Genomic DNA, 15,129 nt, shown 5'->3' with positions numbered 1-15,129 from the left:
TTTCATTTCGGTTTATACGTTTTTGAGCCTATGCCGTTTAACCTACACCGTTTTGCAAACGTTATCTCCTGGGTTATCAGTCCGATAGTTGTTGCGCCTGCAGTCTATATCGCGGTTGTTCTGCTTGGATATGGTCATGACGTGAAAAGTCTTTCGTACCTGATGGTGCTCTTTTTTTCAAGTACGGTTGCTCCAGTCCTTCTTATTTCCGGCCTGAAAAAGGTGGGGAAGATTTCTGATTATAATATTCCTTACAGGGAGCAGCGCTTTCTGCCATTGCTGGTGCTGATTGCGGTCAATGCCCTTGGTTATGAGTTTATGAAACAACTGCATCCTCCGAGGATTCTTACGGGTATTTTGTTGTTTAATGCGGTCAATACGGTCTTTATCCTGCTCATTACCCTGCAATGGAAGATCAGTATTCATCTCTTCACCCTCTCCTCATCTGTTGGGCTGCTTTTTATGCAGTTTGGCGCTGTTGCCTTGTGGTTGTTGCTTCTTGTGCCGATACTGATGTGGTCGAGAATTTTTCTGAAAGCCCATAACTTAATGCAAACCCTTGTGGGGGCTATCGTTGGTTTTGTTCTCATGGTTGCTGAGTTACAGTGGTGGACAGGATTGTGAAAAAGAAGCGATATGCCGTTGTGGTCACTACATACGGAGAGGTTGAAAAGGTTACTGTAAGGAACCTCTGGCCGAGTTCACGGAAAATTCTTAAGGTTGTTACTCGCCAGATTGTTAAAATACCGACAGCAATGATCTACTTTATTGCTGATTTTCGTTCAACAAGGCATTATATCAACTGGAAGCTCAATCGTTATTGCTCTTCGCTCCTTGCCATCAATCGTGCCCAGACAAAAATAGTTGCGGCGGCTATTTCTGAAAGCGGGAGCCCTTTGCTTGCAAAGGCTTCTATTACCGTAGTCGATGCCTATTATTTTGTTCCCCCCTATCTCGATGTGATGCTTCCGCAGTTGCGTCATGATTATGACGGTATTGTTGTTGTGCCTATGATCCCTGTGGAATCGGCGTTTTCCTGCGGTGTGGCATGTCAGATGGTTATCGACCTTTATGGTGATACGTCCTTCAGCAAGGTAAAAGTGATGAGCAAACTGTGGCAAAAGGATCGCCTTCACCGTATTTATATTGAGTACCTTTTCAGCCAGCTTTCCGCTCCTGTGCGTCTTTGTAAAGGTGGGAAAATCGGTCTTGTTTTGGTTATTCATGGCACGCTGGTGAAGAATCGTGCAGGAAATCCTCCGAAACTTTTTACCGGTCTTGAGGAGACTATTGCATTTTTTGAGGTGATGAAACGCAAGATCATGGCAGATCCTGAAAATATTTTTCACGATGTGCGTCAGGGTTGCATGAATCATTCGACAGGAGGGGAGTGGACTTCTGATACGATTGAAAAGGCGCTGCTGGAGTTCAAGCGTGAGGGTTATGATGGAGTGGTTATGTTTCCCTATGGCTTTTTTGCCGATAATAGTGAAACCGAGTATGATGCCTGCAAGGAGCTTGAACAGGCCGGATTTCCTGTATTCCAGTATGTCCGCTGTATTAATGATTCCCCGGCATTTGGACGCTGGCTTGCCGATGAGGTGCTCGATGAACTTCAGGCTCTCTTCAATCTGCAGTCAGCTTTTGAGAGTGTTGCATGTAAACCGTAAAATTTAGAGCCATTGAACGCTGTACTTGACAAAGAGAGAGAGCAACTGGAGCTGGCACTTCGGGAGGAGCCCGGGAATACCGCTCACCAATATGCTCTGGCGTTACTCTATATTGACCTTCAGCGCAACACGGAGGCAATTGAGCTGCTCGACCGCTGCATTAAGGTCAGGCCTCGTGACCCGGAGGCCCTCTATGCACGTGCGGTCACCAATATTTCGATGGGTGTTTATCGAAAAGCGGCCTGTGATCTGCTGAAAACCATTGTGCTCGACAGGGGCTGTATACCGGCATACAAACATCTTGGTTTTGTACAGTTTACGCTTGGCAAGGAAGAGGCGGCTTTGAAGACGCTGAAGAGAGCGCTGGAGATTGACCCTGACTATGTTGAAATTTATTGCGTTTTGGGCGATGCCTATCTTGATCTTGGTGAGTATGACAAGGCAAAGGAGGCTTTTGAAAAAGCGCTTGATCTTGAACCTGAAAATGCTGAAGCACACAGCAAGAGCGCCATGTATTATTTGGCGAGAGGGGATATGAAAGGGCTGAAAAGGGAGTATGAATTATTAAAAACGCTCGATGCAGCATTGGCTGAGCAGATCGGAAGCCTCTTTTTTTAAAATACTATGAAACTCTTTCCTGATTTTGAGACCAAGAAGCGGTTTATGAAAACCGGCCTGCCGATTATTCTTGGAATTGCCTGGTCACCGATTATCTGGATGGTGGTTATTGCCACACTTGGGCAGGGAGTGTTTGCGCTTACTGGCTCATGGCTTGTCACGCAAGTGGTTGTCCTTGTGATTGTTTTTCTTGTGGTGTATGTACTTTTAAGGGTATTTATGCAAATTGGCAATAAATTTTACGGCGAAGGGCATTGATTGCCTGAAAGAATAATTATTTATTGAAAATACTGTATTTTTTGAATGAATGCACATGGTTTGAGAATAAATACTCGAGTGTGCAGCATGAAGCCTCTTTTTTTCTGTGATCAAAGGATTTTTTTTTTATATTTGCGCACCTGCACTGAAGTTATATGCAGAATCAAAATGTGTTGCTTTTTAGACCGGGATTAACTCAAAATGGCCTTGTATGGATCAGACCCTGAGTAATTTTGGCAATGTCTTTGCCTTCCTCGCCCTCGGAGTTGTCTTTGTAGCCGGTGGTTATCTGACAGCTCGAATGCTGCGCCCAAGCAGACCGAATCCAGCCAAAAACTCAACCTATGAGTGTGGCGAAGAGGCTGTAGGCAGTGCCTGGGTAAAGTTCAATATCCGGTTTTATGTTGTAGCTCTTATCTTCATCATTTTTGATGTTGAGGTTGTGTTTCTTTACCCTTGGGCGACCGTGTTCAAGCAACTTGGCGAATTTGCGCTGATTGAGGCTCTTGTTTTTGCCGGTATCCTTGTGCTTGGTCTTGCTTATGCCTGGGTAAAGGGGGATCTGGATTGGGTAAGGCCTACTCCAAATATTCCGAAAATGCCTGAAATGCCGTCAGGAAAGTCAGGCGCTCTCAGGGGTTAACTCCTATTCACCATATTTTTTAGATGTTATGGGTTTACTTGATGCCGGGATAACACAGCACAATGTGCTGATAACATCGGTTGACAATGTTTTGAACTGGGCTCGGCTCTCTTCGCTCTGGCCTATGGGTTTTGGTCTCGCATGTTGTGCTATCGAGATGATGGCGACCAATGCCTCCAATTACGATTTGGAGCGTTTTGGTATTTTCCCTCGTTCCTCTCCCCGTCAGTCCGATCTGATGATTGTTGCCGGTACCGTAACCATGAAGATGGCGGAACGGGTTATTCGTCTCTACGAGCAGATGCCTGAACCTCGTTATGTGTTATCGATGGGAAGCTGTTCCAACTGCGGCGGTCCGTACTGGGAGCATGGCTATCATGTGCTTAAGGGGGTTGATCGTGTTATTCCTGTTGATGTTTTTGTACCAGGATGTCCTCCAAGACCTGAGTCACTTATTGGTGGTTTGATGAAGGTTCAGGAGCTTATCCGGATGGAGCAGATTGGTCTTTCAAGGGCGGACGCACTGAAGAAGCTGGCTGAAAAAAGTGTTGATCCCCAGTTTGTTATTGAGCGGGAGCGTAAGGCTGCCGGAGCATAATTAAATAAACAGGCATACTGTCAAGATGGAAGAAGGTAAGGTTGTTTCGCGGTCGGCAGCAGAGAGTGCAGCGGCTTATGCGATTATCCAGGAACGATTTGGTTCTGCAGTGTCGGCTTTCGATGCCAATGAGACCATGCCGTTTTTTGAGGTTCTCAACACAGATCTCTGGGTTGATATCGCCCTCTTCATGCGTGATCATGCAAAGCTCAAGTTTAATTACATGGCCTGCCTGAGTGGTGTGGATTATCAGGCCGAGGAGAAAGTAGGTATTGTCTGCAATCTTGAATCTCTTGGCTTATTCAATCATAAGCTGGCTGTCAAGGTGAAGTGTGCCCGTGATGGTGGATTCATACCGAGTGTTGCCTGTGTCTGGCATACAGCCAACTGGCATGAAAGGGAGGCTTATGATATGTTCGGCATGGTTTTTACCGGCCATCCCGATCCGAGAAGAATTCTTTGTCCCGAGGACTGGGAAGGTTTTCCGCTCCGCAAGGATTATAAGGTGCAGGAGAGCTATCACGGAATAAAGGTACCCTACTAACAGTGGTTTAAATAGTAAAAGCAGCTCAAGTATGCAGGAATTAGATATAGCCGGAGTGGGTTCGGTCAGGGTTACCCGAAAAAACGACAATGTCGTTGTGATTGAAAAAGATCTTGCTACAGAGCAGATGATCCTTGCCATGGGCCCGCAGCATCCTTCAACCCATGGTGTTCTCAAGCTGGAGTGTCTTACCGATGGTGAGGTGATTACCGAGGCGGAGCCCTATCTTGGTTACCTCCACCGCTGTTTTGAAAAGTCTTGTGAGCATGTTGACTATCCGGCTATTGTGCCTTATACCGACCGCCTCGACTATCTGGCCAGCATGAACAGTGAGCAGGCTTACGCTATGGCCGTTGAGAAGCTTCTTGATATTGAGATCCCCCGCCGAGTCGAATTTATCCGTGTTATTGTTGCCGAGCTGAACCGGATAGCTTCACACCTTGTTGCTATCGGTACTTATGGAATTGATCTTGGCGCATTTACGCCTTTCCTTTTCTGTTTTCGTGATCGTGAAATTATTCTTGGTCTCCTTGAATGGGCATCAGGAGCCCGAATGCTCTATAATTATATATGGATCGGTGGTCTCGCCTATGATGTGCCTTCTGATTTTTTCAAGAGGGTCGGGGAGTTCGTCACTTATTTCAGGCCTAAAGCGGTAGAGCTTTGCAACCTGCTTACCGAGAACGAGATTTTTGTCAAACGAACCAGAGGGATCGGTATCATGCCAGCGGACGTTGCTATCAACTATGGCTGGTCGGGTCCCATGCTTCGCGGTTCAGGTGTCAAGTGGGATTTACGGAGAAACGACCCTTATTCGGTCTATCCGGAGCTTGACTTTTCTGTTCCGGTGCCCGATGGCAAGGTTTCTGTGGTTGGTGACTGCCTTTCGCGCCATCTGGTGCGTGCCTATGAGATGGACGAGAGCCTTAAAATTATTGAGCAATGTATCGACAAGATGCCAACTGCTGAGGGTTTCAATCCGAGATCGGCCATTCCTAAACGGATCCGTCCTAAAGCAGGCGAAGTGTATGCCCGCGCAGAGAATCCCCGTGGCGAGCTTGGTTTTTACATTATGAGTGATGGAAAATCGACAAAACCTCTTCGTTGCAAGGCGCGTTCATCCTGCTTTGTCAACCTTTCAGCAATGAAGGACCTTTCAAAAGGCCAATTGATACCCGATCTTGTTGCTATTATTGGCAGTATCGATATCGTTCTTGGGGAGGTTGATAGATGAGTTCAACGGCTTTATCGCAATTTAGCATGCCTTTTCTTATGGGTAACAGTCTCAATTCCTGGTCGGAAGCTCTTGCCGGGTTCTATCTTTTTGGCTTGCCACTTGGGTTAGTTATTCTCGCAGCCATTCCCCTTGTCTTTATTGCACTCTACTCGCTGACTTACGGTGTCTATGGTGAACGGAAGATTTCAGCGTTCATGCAGGATCGCCTTGGTCCTATGGAGGTTGGCAAATGGGGTATTCTGCAGACGATTGCCGATATTCTGAAACTTCTGCAGAAAGAGGATATCGTTCCTGCATCAGCCGACAAGTTCCTTTTTGTTATTGGCCCTGGTGTACTTTTTGTTGGCTCTTTCCTTGCTTTTGCTGTTCTTCCTTTCAGTTCCGCCTTTATCGGGGCAAGCCTGAATGTCGGGTTGTTTTTTGCAATCGGCATTGTGGCAATTGAAGTTGTTGGTATTCTTGCTGCCGGTTGGGGTTCCAACAACAAGTGGTCGCTTTATGGAGCGGTCCGCAGCGTTGCCCAGATTGTGAGTTATGAAATTCCTGCAGCAATTGCGCTTCTTTGTGGTGCGATGATGGCTGGTACACTTGATATGCAGCAGATTACCGTTTTGCAGTCGGGCACCTGGGGATTTGCACACTTTTTCCTCTTTCAGTCGCCGATTGCCTGGCTTCCATTCCTCATCTATTTTATCGCTTCGCTTGCTGAAGTGAACCGTGCTCCATTTGATATTCCGGAAGCAGAATCGGAACTGGTTGCGGGTTACTTTACTGAATACACTGGCATGAAGTTCGCCGTTATTTTTCTTGCTGAATATGGCAGCATGTTCATGGTTTCAGCCATTATCTCCATTGTCTTTCTTGGTGGATGGAATTCTCCTCTGCCTAACCTCGGAGCAATTGCCCTTAACGACTGGACAAACGGGCCTGTTTGGGGTGCATTCTGGATTATATCGAAAGGGTTCTTCTTTATTTTCGTGCAGATGTGGCTTCGCTGGACTCTTCCCCGTTTGAGGGTTGACCAGTTGATGTACCTCTGCTGGAAAGTATTGACGCCGTTTGCCTTTATCAGTTTTGTGCTGACCGCAATATGGGAAGTGTATGTCCCTTAAGAGAGTTCAACAGTCAATGACCGGGAATGTAATGACGTATAGATTATGAGTGAGTATTTCGGGAATATAAAAACCGGAGCAGTTACGATTGCTGCCGGCATGGGAATCACCCTGAAGCATTTTTTCAATGCCATCCATCGCAAAGGTGATGCTGGTCTTGATGATGTAGATTATTTCCGTCAGGTTGACGGTCTCTGCACCCTGCAGTATCCGAGGGAGGTGATCCCCACACCAAAGCATGGTCGCTACCGTCTTTATAATAAAATTGAAGATTGTATCGGTTGCGGTCAGTGTGTCAGGGCATGTCCGATTTCCTGTATTACTATGGAGACTATCAAAGTTGCTCCGGATGATATGGCGCTTTGTGGAAAAACCTCCGATGGACAGCAGAAAAAGTTCTGGATTCCTGTTTTTGATATCGATGTGGCAAAGTGCATGACCTGCGGTATTTGCACAACAGTCTGTCCGACCGAATGTCTTGTGCATACTCCGGTAAGTGATTTTTCTGAGTTTGACCGAAGCAATTTTATCTATCATTTCGGAAACCTTTCCCATCTTGAGGCTGAGGCCAAACGTCGCAAGCTTGCTGAAATCCAGGCCAAGGCGCAGGCGGAAAAGGAGAAGAAGGCAGCGGAGGCCCTTAAGGCAAGCAAGGGCGGAGAATCAGGCGAACCAATTAATGTGCTCTAACACTATGAGTAACCCAACCTATACGGTCATCTTTTATCTCTTTGCGGCCATAACGCTCTTTTCAGCCGCCTTTGTCGTCTTTACGCGGAATGTTATCTATTCTGCTTTTTCGCTGCTCTTCACTTTTTTTGGTGTGGCTGCTCTCTATGTTTTTTTGAGTGCTGATTTCATTGCAGTTACCCAGGTTGTTGTTTATGTGGGTGGTATTCTTGTTCTGCTGCTTTTCGGTGTGATGTTTACCAACAGCATCATGCATGTCGGTCAGAAAAGTGAGGTGCTTCATATCATTCCCGGTACGCTTTTGCTTGCCGCCATTGTTGGAGGCTTGCTCTATACTTTTTATACCACGCATGGATGGATGCCCTCCGAAACCATGCTTCAGGGCAGTATTGTGGAGCGGATTGGATTTGAAACCATGTCACGCTATGTTCTTCCGTTTGAAATGGTCTCGATTCTGCTGCTTGCAGCACTTATCGGGGCAGCATTTCTCGCGCGTTTCGACAAGCCTGGTAAATAACGAATTAATAAGTCTATTACAGTATGGAACAGTTGACGACTATTGGACTCAATCATTACCTGACAATATCGGCCTTTCTGCTGGGTTTCGGCCTTTTTGCCGTCATGACCCGGAGAAATGCCATCGTTGTCCTGATGGGTGTTGAGCTTATTCTTAATGCGGCCAACATCAATTTTCTGGCATTCTCAAAATATAACGGTGGGATGGAAGGAGTGATGTTTGCTCTCTTTATTATTGTTATCGCCGCCGCTGAAGCTGCCATTGCTCTCGCTATCGTGATCAATATTTACAAGATATTCAAGAGCGTCGATGTTTCAAGTATTGATTCAATGAAAGAGTAACAGGGCGTTACAGCTCCAAAAGTATTAATTTTTTTTCGGTGTAAACTAAAGGAACATGCACAGTTTAATTCAGTTATCAATAGTCGTACTGCTGCTGCCGCTGCTCTCGTTTGTCATTCTTATCTTTTTTAATCGTCGTCTTCCCAGAAACGGTGATTTTCTTGGAGTTGGAATACTTGGCACAGCATTTGGCATCTCTGCCTATATCTTCTGGTCGGTCATTGTGCAGGCCTACGATCCGGCATTCAGGATTGCCTGGGATTTTACCTGGATTGATTTGGGCAATGTACCGGGGGTAGGCCCGCTGCAGATCAAGATGGGCGTTGTTATCGACAACCTCACGGCCATTATGCTCACAATGGTAACGCTTATCAGCCTGCTTGTTCACCTGTATTCAACCGGATATATGGCCGGGGACAAGAATTATGGAAGGTATTTTGCCTATCTGGGGATCTTTACCTTCTCCATGCTTGGCATCGTACTCTCTGATAATCTGTTCGCTATCTATATTTTCTGGGAACTCGTCGGTCTCTCTTCCTATCTTCTTATCGGATTCTTCTTTGAAAAGGATAGTGCGGCTGATGCACAGAAAAAGGCATTTCTTGCCAACCGTGTCGGCGACATCGGTATGTGGCTTGGTATTCTGATTCTCTATTCCCAGTTCCACACCTTCAGCTTCGAGCAGATCTATGCCAATCTTGCAGCAGGAAAGTTTGCTCTCTCCAATGCTTGGTTAACGGCTGCGGGTATCCTTCTCTTTATGGGCTGCGTAGGCAAGTCGGCTCAGTTCCCGCTTCATGTATGGCTTCCTGATGCCATGGAGGGCCCGACACCGGTATCGGCCCTGATCCATGCGGCTACTATGGTTGCCGCAGGCGTTTACTTTGTTGCCCGCATCTTTGTGATGCTGACACCTGACGCACTGCATGTTATCGCCTTTATCGGTGCCATGACAGCCTTCATGGCAGCAACCATAGCAATTACCCAGCATGACATCAAAAGGGTTCTTGCCTATTCGACGGTCTCGCAGCTTGGATACATGGTTCTTGGTCTTGGTGTTGGCGCCTACTCGGCATCACTCTTTCACCTTGTTACGCACGCATTTTTTAAAGCCTGTCTTTTTCTTGGTTCAGGCGCCATTATCCATGCCATGCACCATGAACAGGACATGCGCTGGATGGGCGGTCTTCGCAAACAGATGCCATGGACCTTTGCAACCTTTACCCTTGCAACGCTTGCCCTTGCCGGTTTGCCTCTTACCAGCGGTTTTCTGAGCAAAGATGCTATTCTTGCAGGCGCTCTCGGTTTTGCTGAGGTAGAGGGTGGCGGTATTTATTATCTCATTCCTGCTCTTGGATTCTTTTCTGCCATGCTTACCGCTTTCTATATGGGGCGTCAGATATGGCTTGTCTTCTTCGGTGAAAGTCGCACGCACCTGAAACCAGCCGACAATCATCATCAGGCTCATCATGCACATGCCAGTCATGATGCGCATACCGACGATCATCATGCTGCTCATGGAGTACATGAGGTTTCATGGAACATGCGGGCGCCACTTGTTGTTCTGGCGACACTTTCCGTATTTTTTGTCTATTCCCCGGATCCCCTTGATGGCGCAAAAGGGTGGTTTATGAAGATGATTCCGACCCCGGCAACGGTTGTGGGTGCCGCCAATCCACAGATAGGTGCCCATCCTGCAGGTACGGTTGCACCGCATCTTGCGGGAGTTGTTCCGGCTGCTGAAGTCGCTCTTCCTGAACATGGAGCTGCTCATGGTGTTGCCGAACATGGTGTTGCTTCAGTTGGACATGGCGGACAAGTCTACTCGGATCCGCGCCAGGCAGAAATCGTTCATGCCGGACATGCTGCGCACTACACCGCAATCTATATTTCCACCCTGATGGTTGCGCTCGGTATTGGCATGGCATTTGTTGTTTACGTCTTCAGGATTATTGATCCTGATAAAACAGCCCAATCCATCAGGCCACTTTACCTCTTTTCGCTTAACAAGTGGTACTGGGATGAGATCTATGATGCTACGGTTATCAAGGGGTCAATGGTTATTGCTAAAATGCTCTCCTGGTTCGACACCAATGTTGTTGATGGAATAGTCAATGGCGTTGCTTTTCTGGTCAGAAAATTCGCTTTCCTTAATGACGGATTTGACAGAAACGTGGTTGATGGCCTCGTGAATTTTACAGCTTTCACCGTCAATACAACGGGCGCTGTATTGAGAAAGTTTCAGACCGGCAAGGTGCAAACCTATGTTGTGATGTTGCTTCTTGTGCTTGCTGGTTACTTTGTTTTTTATTTTACACGACTGATCTACTAAGATAGATTTACTTTTAATCTGAAAACTTACAGACACGGAACATGCTGAGTTTAATTGTTTTTCTGCCTATTATTGCCGGTCTGGTAATACTTGCTGTGCCTTCATCGCAAAAGCAGATAATCAGAATTGTTTCATTGCTTGCGGCTCTTGCCCAGGGAGTGCTGGCGGTTCTGATCTGGAGAGGTTATGATCCTGCGCTACCCGGAATAACCGCTGGGCCAGGGGGAAGTCCGCTGGGCTCATTCCAGTTTGTTGAGAGGGTTCCGTGGATCAGTCTCAATCTTGGTGGTTTTGGTTCACTGAACATTGAGTATTTCCTTGGTATTGATGGAATATCGGTCACCATGGTGATTCTGACTGCCCTTGTCTCGGCAATTGGTATTCTTTCAAGCTGGACCATACAGAAACAGGTGAAGGGCTATTTTATCCTCTACAACCTGCTCGCCTCGGCTATGATGGGCTGTTTTGTAGCGCTTGACTTCTTCCTCTTTTACGTTTTCTGGGAGGTTATGCTTCTTCCGATGTACTTCCTTATTGGCATCTGGGGTGGTCCTAACCGTGAATATGCAGCGATCAAGTTTTTCCTCTATACGCTTTTTGGTTCGGTGTTCATGCTTCTTGTCATGATCGGACTCTATTTCAGTGTCATCGATCCGCTGACCGGAAACCATACCTTCAGCCTTGTTGCCATGGCAAGCCAGGAAAATTATATCAAGGATGCCATTCTCGGCCCCGATAATGTTGTGTGGCGTTATGTCGCCTTTATTGTTCTCTTTATCGGTTTTGCTATCAAGGTGCCTATGTTTCCATTCCATACATGGCTTCCTGATGCTCACGTTGAAGCGCCGACACCTATTTCGGTTATCCTTGCCGGTGTGCTTCTGAAGCTTGGTACCTATGGCATGATTCGTATCAACTTTCCGCTGTTTCCCGAGGTCTTTCAGGCCTCGATGTATGTCATAGGAATATTTGGTGCCATCAACATTATCTACGGCGCTTTCTGTGCACTGGCACAGAAGGATCTTAAAAAAATGGTTGCCTACTCTTCGATCAGTCACATGGGTTACGTGCTGCTCGGTCTTTCTGCCGGAAACAGCGAAGGTATGGTTGGTGCGCTTTATCAGATGTTTAATCATGGCACCATTACCGCCATGCTCTTCCTTCTGGTCGGTGTTATCTATGACCGGGCGCATACTCGCCAGATCGAAAAATTCGGCGGACTCGCTTCATACATGCCGGTCTATGCGGCCATTGTTACGGTTGCCTGGTTTGCCTCTCTTGGTCTTCCTGGTCTGAGTGGTTTTATCTCTGAAGCGTTGGTCTTTGTTGGCGCTTTCAGTTCTGAAACAACAAGGCCTATCGCCATTGTCTCGGTGCTCGGCATTGTTTTCGGTGCAGCTTACCTGCTCTGGTCTCTGCAAAGGATGTTCCTTGGCAAGAGAAGGGATGATGCGGCTTATGATCTTGAAGTTGGTGAAGATGGTCATGAGCATATCCATTTTCATGACTGGAAGGGAAAGCTTGATCTTGACGGACGTGAGCTTGCCATGCTTGTCCCGCTCGTTGTGATTACTATTTTCCTTGGTATCTATCCGATGCCTGTGCTCGGTATGCTGACGACGAGCATTAACAAGTTGGTTCAAGTGCTTTCACCCGTGGTGATGTCACAGATGTGATTTAATGGAATTGACTGAGGTTAAAGAATAAACGAAGAGAATTATGTTCGAGCTGCCATCAGGTGCTGAAATTCAAGGTATAATTGCGAGTCTGAAAGCAAGCGTTGGATTTTTTATACCTGAAATTTATCTGTCCGTGCTTTTTATGCTCTTGATCCTGGTTGATCTCGTTGCAAAAGGGCGCAAAAACAATCTGCTCTCCATAACAACCCTTCTCGGGCTTGCGGGCAGCGTCGTCTTCATTTACCAGCAGGATAGCCTGCCAGCGGGAGAGCTTTTTTTCGGGATGTATGTCCTTGATGAGTTTGCTCTCTTTTTTAAATACTTTTCCGTCTTCTCGGGTATGCTTGCCGTTATCGTTACGATGGCTGACGAGCAGTTCGAGCGGGAGGTGAAAAGTATGGGTGAGTATTATGCGCTCATCGTAGCTATGGTAATCGGTATGATCATGATGGCCTCTTCTGCTGATCTGCTGATGATCTTCCTTTCGATGGAGCTGGTGAGTTTCACCGCATACATTCTTACCGGCTATTTCAAACGCGACGCCCGTTCATCGGAAGCTGCCCTGAAATATCTTGTGTATGGCGCAGTCTCATCAGGCCTCATGGTCTACGGTTTTTCACTCATCTACGGTCTTACTGCCCAGACTAATCTCATCAAGATCAGCGCCGAGCTCGCCACACATGGCTACGATCCGCTCCTGATGATTCTGGCTACGCTCCTGATTCTGGCTGGATTTGGCTATAAGATTGGTGCCGTACCGTTCCATTTCTGGACGCCCGACGTCTATGAAGGAGCCCCGACTCCCATTACCGCTTATCTTTCCGTTGCCTCAAAGGCAGCAGGGTTTGCCCTGCTTATGCGCTTTTTCTATGTCGCTGTGCCCCATGGTGGTCTTCCCTACGAAGATATTCTCGGTTTCGACTGGCTCTCGCTGCTCCTGATCCTCTCTGTTGCATCAATGATTTATGGCAACGTCGTGGCTCTCTGGCAGAAAAATGTCAAACGCTTGCTCGCATACTCTTCCATTGCTCATGCGGGTTATCTGCTCCTCGGTGTCATTCTTATAAACAAGATTGGTACCCAGGCGACCCTTGTCTATCTGCTCTCTTATTTCCTCATGAATTTCGGAGCATTCTATGTCGTGATTCTTATCTCGAACAAAACCGGCAGTGAAAACCTTGACGATTATCGTGGCCTTGGCAAAAGAATGCCGCTTGCAGGCGCTGCATTGACCGTCTTTTTGATCTCTCTTGTCGGCCTTCCCCCGACGGTGGGCTTTTATGGCAAGTTTATGATCTTCCTTGCACTGCTCGACAAAGGTTCCCTCTACATCTGGATTGCCCTTATCGGTATCATGACCAGTGTGATATCGCTCTACTACTACATGCTGATTCCTCTCAACATGTTCCTTCGTGAATCAAAACAGCCTGACGACAGGAATATGAACCCCGGGATGACCGCTCAAATTTTGATGGCCTTCCTGATGTTTCTGACCATCTTTTTCGGTCTCTTTTTCACACCGCTCTCTGATTTTGCCATGCATTCATCCTCCATGTTTGGCATTACCTTTCCAGTGAAGTGAGCAGAGCCTGAGTCAATGCTTTAGACCCCGTTTTTCGCAAGGATGAACGGGGTTTTTTTATGGGAGTTCCGAGAACAATTGTTACCTTTTGGATAATGAGTTTTTATGATGATCATTTCGGAAATGAAAGGATAAATCCCTTAATTCTCTTATTTTCTTAAGAAATAGTTCCAGATAAACTGATATTATTAAATGGAGGTAGTGATGCAAAGTAATCAGACCTTTGCCGATGTATTCAGAGCGAGGGGGGTAAGCCGCAGAGACTTTCTGAAGTTCTGCTCCCTTACATCAGTCTATCTTGGTCTTTCACCGTCTCTGCTGCCCACTATTGTCGAGGCAATGGAGAAGAAACCAAGGACTCCGGTAATCTGGCTTCACGGCCTTGAATGCACCTGCTGTTCCGAGTCTTTTATCCGATCATCCCACCCCTCTATTGAAGACATACTCTTCAACATGATCTCCCTTGATTATGATGATGTTCTCAGCGCTGCTGCAGGTCATCAGCTTGAGGATCAGCGCCGCAGGATCATGAAAGAGTACAAGGGAAAATACATCCTCGCTGTTGAAGGAAACGCCTCCACAAAAGATGATGGCGTTTATTGCATGGTAGGCGGCGATTCTTTTCTGAATACTCTGAAAGAGACTGCCGCCGATGCAGCAGCAATCGTTGCGTGGGGTGCCTGTGCTTCATTTGGTTGTGTGCAGAATGCTGATCCCAACCCAACAGGAGCCGCTCCGGTTTCCGATATCATCAAAGACAAGCCCATTATCAAGGTACCAGGCTGTCCACCGATATCAGAGGTGATGACCGGTGTTATTACCCATTTCCATACCTTTGGCACCTTACCTGAACTTGACCGTTTTGGTCGTCCAAAAGCTTTTTATAACACGAGGATTCACGATAAATGCTATCGGCGTGCTTTTTTTGATGCAGGCATGTTTGTTTCAAGCTTTGATGATGAAGCGACAAGAAAAGGGTGGTGCCTCTACAAGATGGGTTGCAAAGGTCCAACCACCTATAATTCCTGTTCCAAGATACAGTGGAACGGGGGCACAAGCTTTCCGATCGGTTCCGGTCACCCTTGTATTGGCTGCTCTGAGCCGAATTTCTGGGACAGAGGTCCATTCTACCAGAGACTTGCCGATGTCCCGTTCCTTGGCACTGACAGCAATGCCGACAAAATTGGTATTATTGCCGTTGGTGCCGCCGCTGCGGGCGCTGCCGCACATGCTGCAGTGACCGCTGTAAAGAAGGCAAAATCAGAGAAGCATGATCATCAAGATAAAGCTTAACCCAGGGAGTAGCTC

Annotated in this window: 16 protein-coding genes; all 16 read left to right on the top strand. The window is 47.0% G+C overall.

Annotated elements, in window-relative coordinates:
* Positions 1–30: 30 nt before the first annotated feature.
* The gene (locus PPHA_RS09270; protein ID WP_012508587.1) at positions 31–624 is read left to right on the top strand and encodes a hypothetical protein; all 594 of its coding nucleotides are present in this window, start codon (positions 31–33) and stop codon (positions 622–624) included.
* The gene (locus PPHA_RS09265) at positions 621–1,670 is read left to right on the top strand and encodes a ferrochelatase (protein ID WP_012508586.1); all 1,050 of its coding nucleotides are present in this window, start codon (positions 621–623) and stop codon (positions 1,668–1,670) included. The genes PPHA_RS09270 and PPHA_RS09265 overlap by 4 nt, the downstream gene beginning before the upstream one ends.
* A gap of 12 nt (positions 1,671–1,682) precedes the next feature.
* Positions 1,683–2,288, top strand: coding sequence for a tetratricopeptide repeat protein (locus PPHA_RS09260; RefSeq protein WP_012508585.1), 606 nt, complete (start codon positions 1,683–1,685; stop codon positions 2,286–2,288).
* 6 nt (positions 2,289–2,294) lie between these two features.
* Positions 2,295–2,546 (top strand): hypothetical protein, encoded by a 252-nt coding sequence (locus PPHA_RS09255; protein WP_012508584.1) that lies wholly within the window; start codon positions 2,295–2,297, stop codon positions 2,544–2,546.
* A gap of 211 nt (positions 2,547–2,757) precedes the next feature.
* Entirely contained in the window at positions 2,758–3,189 is a 432-nt protein-coding gene (locus PPHA_RS09250; RefSeq protein ID WP_012508583.1) for an NADH-quinone oxidoreductase subunit A, read from the top strand.
* A gap of 28 nt (positions 3,190–3,217) precedes the next feature.
* Positions 3,218–3,787, top strand: coding sequence for an NADH-quinone oxidoreductase subunit B (locus PPHA_RS09245; RefSeq protein ID WP_012508582.1), 570 nt, complete (start codon positions 3,218–3,220; stop codon positions 3,785–3,787).
* Between the two features lie 25 nt (positions 3,788–3,812).
* Positions 3,813–4,331: an NADH-quinone oxidoreductase subunit C gene (locus PPHA_RS09240; RefSeq protein ID WP_012508581.1), complete on the top strand. Its 519-nt coding sequence runs from the start codon at positions 3,813–3,815 to the stop codon at positions 4,329–4,331.
* A 31-nt stretch (positions 4,332–4,362) separates the two neighbouring features.
* Positions 4,363–5,565 carry an NADH-quinone oxidoreductase subunit D gene (locus PPHA_RS09235; protein WP_012508580.1) on the top strand — a complete coding sequence of 401 codons (1,203 nt, stop codon included), beginning with the start codon at positions 4,363–4,365 and terminating at the stop codon, positions 5,563–5,565.
* Positions 5,562–6,680, top strand: a complete 1,119-nt coding sequence (gene nuoH / locus PPHA_RS09230; protein ID WP_012508579.1) for an NADH-quinone oxidoreductase subunit NuoH — start codon at positions 5,562–5,564, stop codon at positions 6,678–6,680. Before PPHA_RS09235 ends, nuoH begins: the two co-directional genes overlap by 4 nt.
* Before the next feature lie 45 nt (positions 6,681–6,725).
* Complete coding sequence (locus tag PPHA_RS09225) at positions 6,726–7,370, top strand: 4Fe-4S dicluster domain-containing protein (protein WP_012508578.1); 645 nt, start codon at positions 6,726–6,728, stop codon at positions 7,368–7,370.
* Positions 7,371–7,374: 4 nt separating this feature from the next.
* A complete protein-coding gene (locus PPHA_RS09220) occupies positions 7,375–7,887 on the top strand; it encodes an NADH-quinone oxidoreductase subunit J family protein (protein ID WP_012508577.1) in 513 nt (170 codons plus the stop codon).
* A 23-nt stretch (positions 7,888–7,910) separates the two neighbouring features.
* A complete protein-coding gene (gene nuoK, locus PPHA_RS09215) occupies positions 7,911–8,228 on the top strand; it encodes an NADH-quinone oxidoreductase subunit NuoK (RefSeq protein WP_012508576.1) in 318 nt (105 codons plus the stop codon).
* 55 nt (positions 8,229–8,283) lie between these two features.
* Positions 8,284–10,560, top strand: a complete 2,277-nt coding sequence (gene nuoL / locus PPHA_RS09210; RefSeq protein WP_012508575.1) for an NADH-quinone oxidoreductase subunit L — start codon at positions 8,284–8,286, stop codon at positions 10,558–10,560.
* Between the two features lie 41 nt (positions 10,561–10,601).
* A complete protein-coding gene (locus PPHA_RS09205; protein WP_012508574.1) occupies positions 10,602–12,236 on the top strand; it encodes a complex I subunit 4 family protein in 1,635 nt (544 codons plus the stop codon).
* 43 nt (positions 12,237–12,279) lie between these two features.
* Positions 12,280–13,821: an NADH-quinone oxidoreductase subunit N gene (locus PPHA_RS09200; RefSeq protein WP_012508573.1), complete on the top strand. Its 1,542-nt coding sequence runs from the start codon at positions 12,280–12,282 to the stop codon at positions 13,819–13,821.
* 204 nt (positions 13,822–14,025) lie between these two features.
* The gene (locus PPHA_RS09195) at positions 14,026–15,114 is read left to right on the top strand and encodes a hydrogenase small subunit (RefSeq protein ID WP_012508572.1); all 1,089 of its coding nucleotides are present in this window, start codon (positions 14,026–14,028) and stop codon (positions 15,112–15,114) included.
* Positions 15,115–15,129 lie beyond the last annotated feature (15 nt).

Origin of the sequence: Pelodictyon phaeoclathratiforme BU-1 (assembly GCF_000020645.1) — a bacterium.
In the GTDB taxonomy this organism is placed as follows: domain Bacteria; phylum Bacteroidota; class Chlorobiia; order Chlorobiales; family Chlorobiaceae; genus Chlorobium; species Chlorobium phaeoclathratiforme.
This window is presented reverse-complemented; position numbering and strand designations above follow the sequence as displayed.

What these genes read in the sequence shown, in the direction of transcription:
- PPHA_RS09270 (WP_012508587.1), top strand. Translation starts at nt 31, where the DNA reads ATGCCGTTTAACCTACACCGTTTTGCAAACGTTATCTCCTGGGTTATC.
- PPHA_RS09255 (WP_012508584.1), top strand. Translation starts at nt 2,295, where the DNA reads ATGAAACTCTTTCCTGATTTTGAGACCAAGAAGCGGTTTATGAAAACC.
- PPHA_RS09250 (WP_012508583.1), top strand. Translation starts at nt 2,758, where the DNA reads ATGGATCAGACCCTGAGTAATTTTGGCAATGTCTTTGCCTTCCTCGCC.
- PPHA_RS09245 (WP_012508582.1), top strand. Translation starts at nt 3,218, where the DNA reads ATGGGTTTACTTGATGCCGGGATAACACAGCACAATGTGCTGATAACA.
- PPHA_RS09240 (WP_012508581.1), top strand. Translation starts at nt 3,813, where the DNA reads ATGGAAGAAGGTAAGGTTGTTTCGCGGTCGGCAGCAGAGAGTGCAGCG.
- PPHA_RS09235 (WP_012508580.1), top strand. Translation starts at nt 4,363, where the DNA reads ATGCAGGAATTAGATATAGCCGGAGTGGGTTCGGTCAGGGTTACCCGA.
- nuoH (WP_012508579.1), top strand. Translation starts at nt 5,562, where the DNA reads ATGAGTTCAACGGCTTTATCGCAATTTAGCATGCCTTTTCTTATGGGT.
- PPHA_RS09225 (WP_012508578.1), top strand. Translation starts at nt 6,726, where the DNA reads ATGAGTGAGTATTTCGGGAATATAAAAACCGGAGCAGTTACGATTGCT.
- PPHA_RS09220 (WP_012508577.1), top strand. Translation starts at nt 7,375, where the DNA reads ATGAGTAACCCAACCTATACGGTCATCTTTTATCTCTTTGCGGCCATA.
- nuoK (WP_012508576.1), top strand. Translation starts at nt 7,911, where the DNA reads ATGGAACAGTTGACGACTATTGGACTCAATCATTACCTGACAATATCG.
- nuoL (WP_012508575.1), top strand. Translation starts at nt 8,284, where the DNA reads ATGCACAGTTTAATTCAGTTATCAATAGTCGTACTGCTGCTGCCGCTG.
- PPHA_RS09205 (WP_012508574.1), top strand. Translation starts at nt 10,602, where the DNA reads ATGCTGAGTTTAATTGTTTTTCTGCCTATTATTGCCGGTCTGGTAATA.
- PPHA_RS09200 (WP_012508573.1), top strand. Translation starts at nt 12,280, where the DNA reads ATGTTCGAGCTGCCATCAGGTGCTGAAATTCAAGGTATAATTGCGAGT.
- PPHA_RS09195 (WP_012508572.1), top strand. Translation starts at nt 14,026, where the DNA reads ATGCAAAGTAATCAGACCTTTGCCGATGTATTCAGAGCGAGGGGGGTA.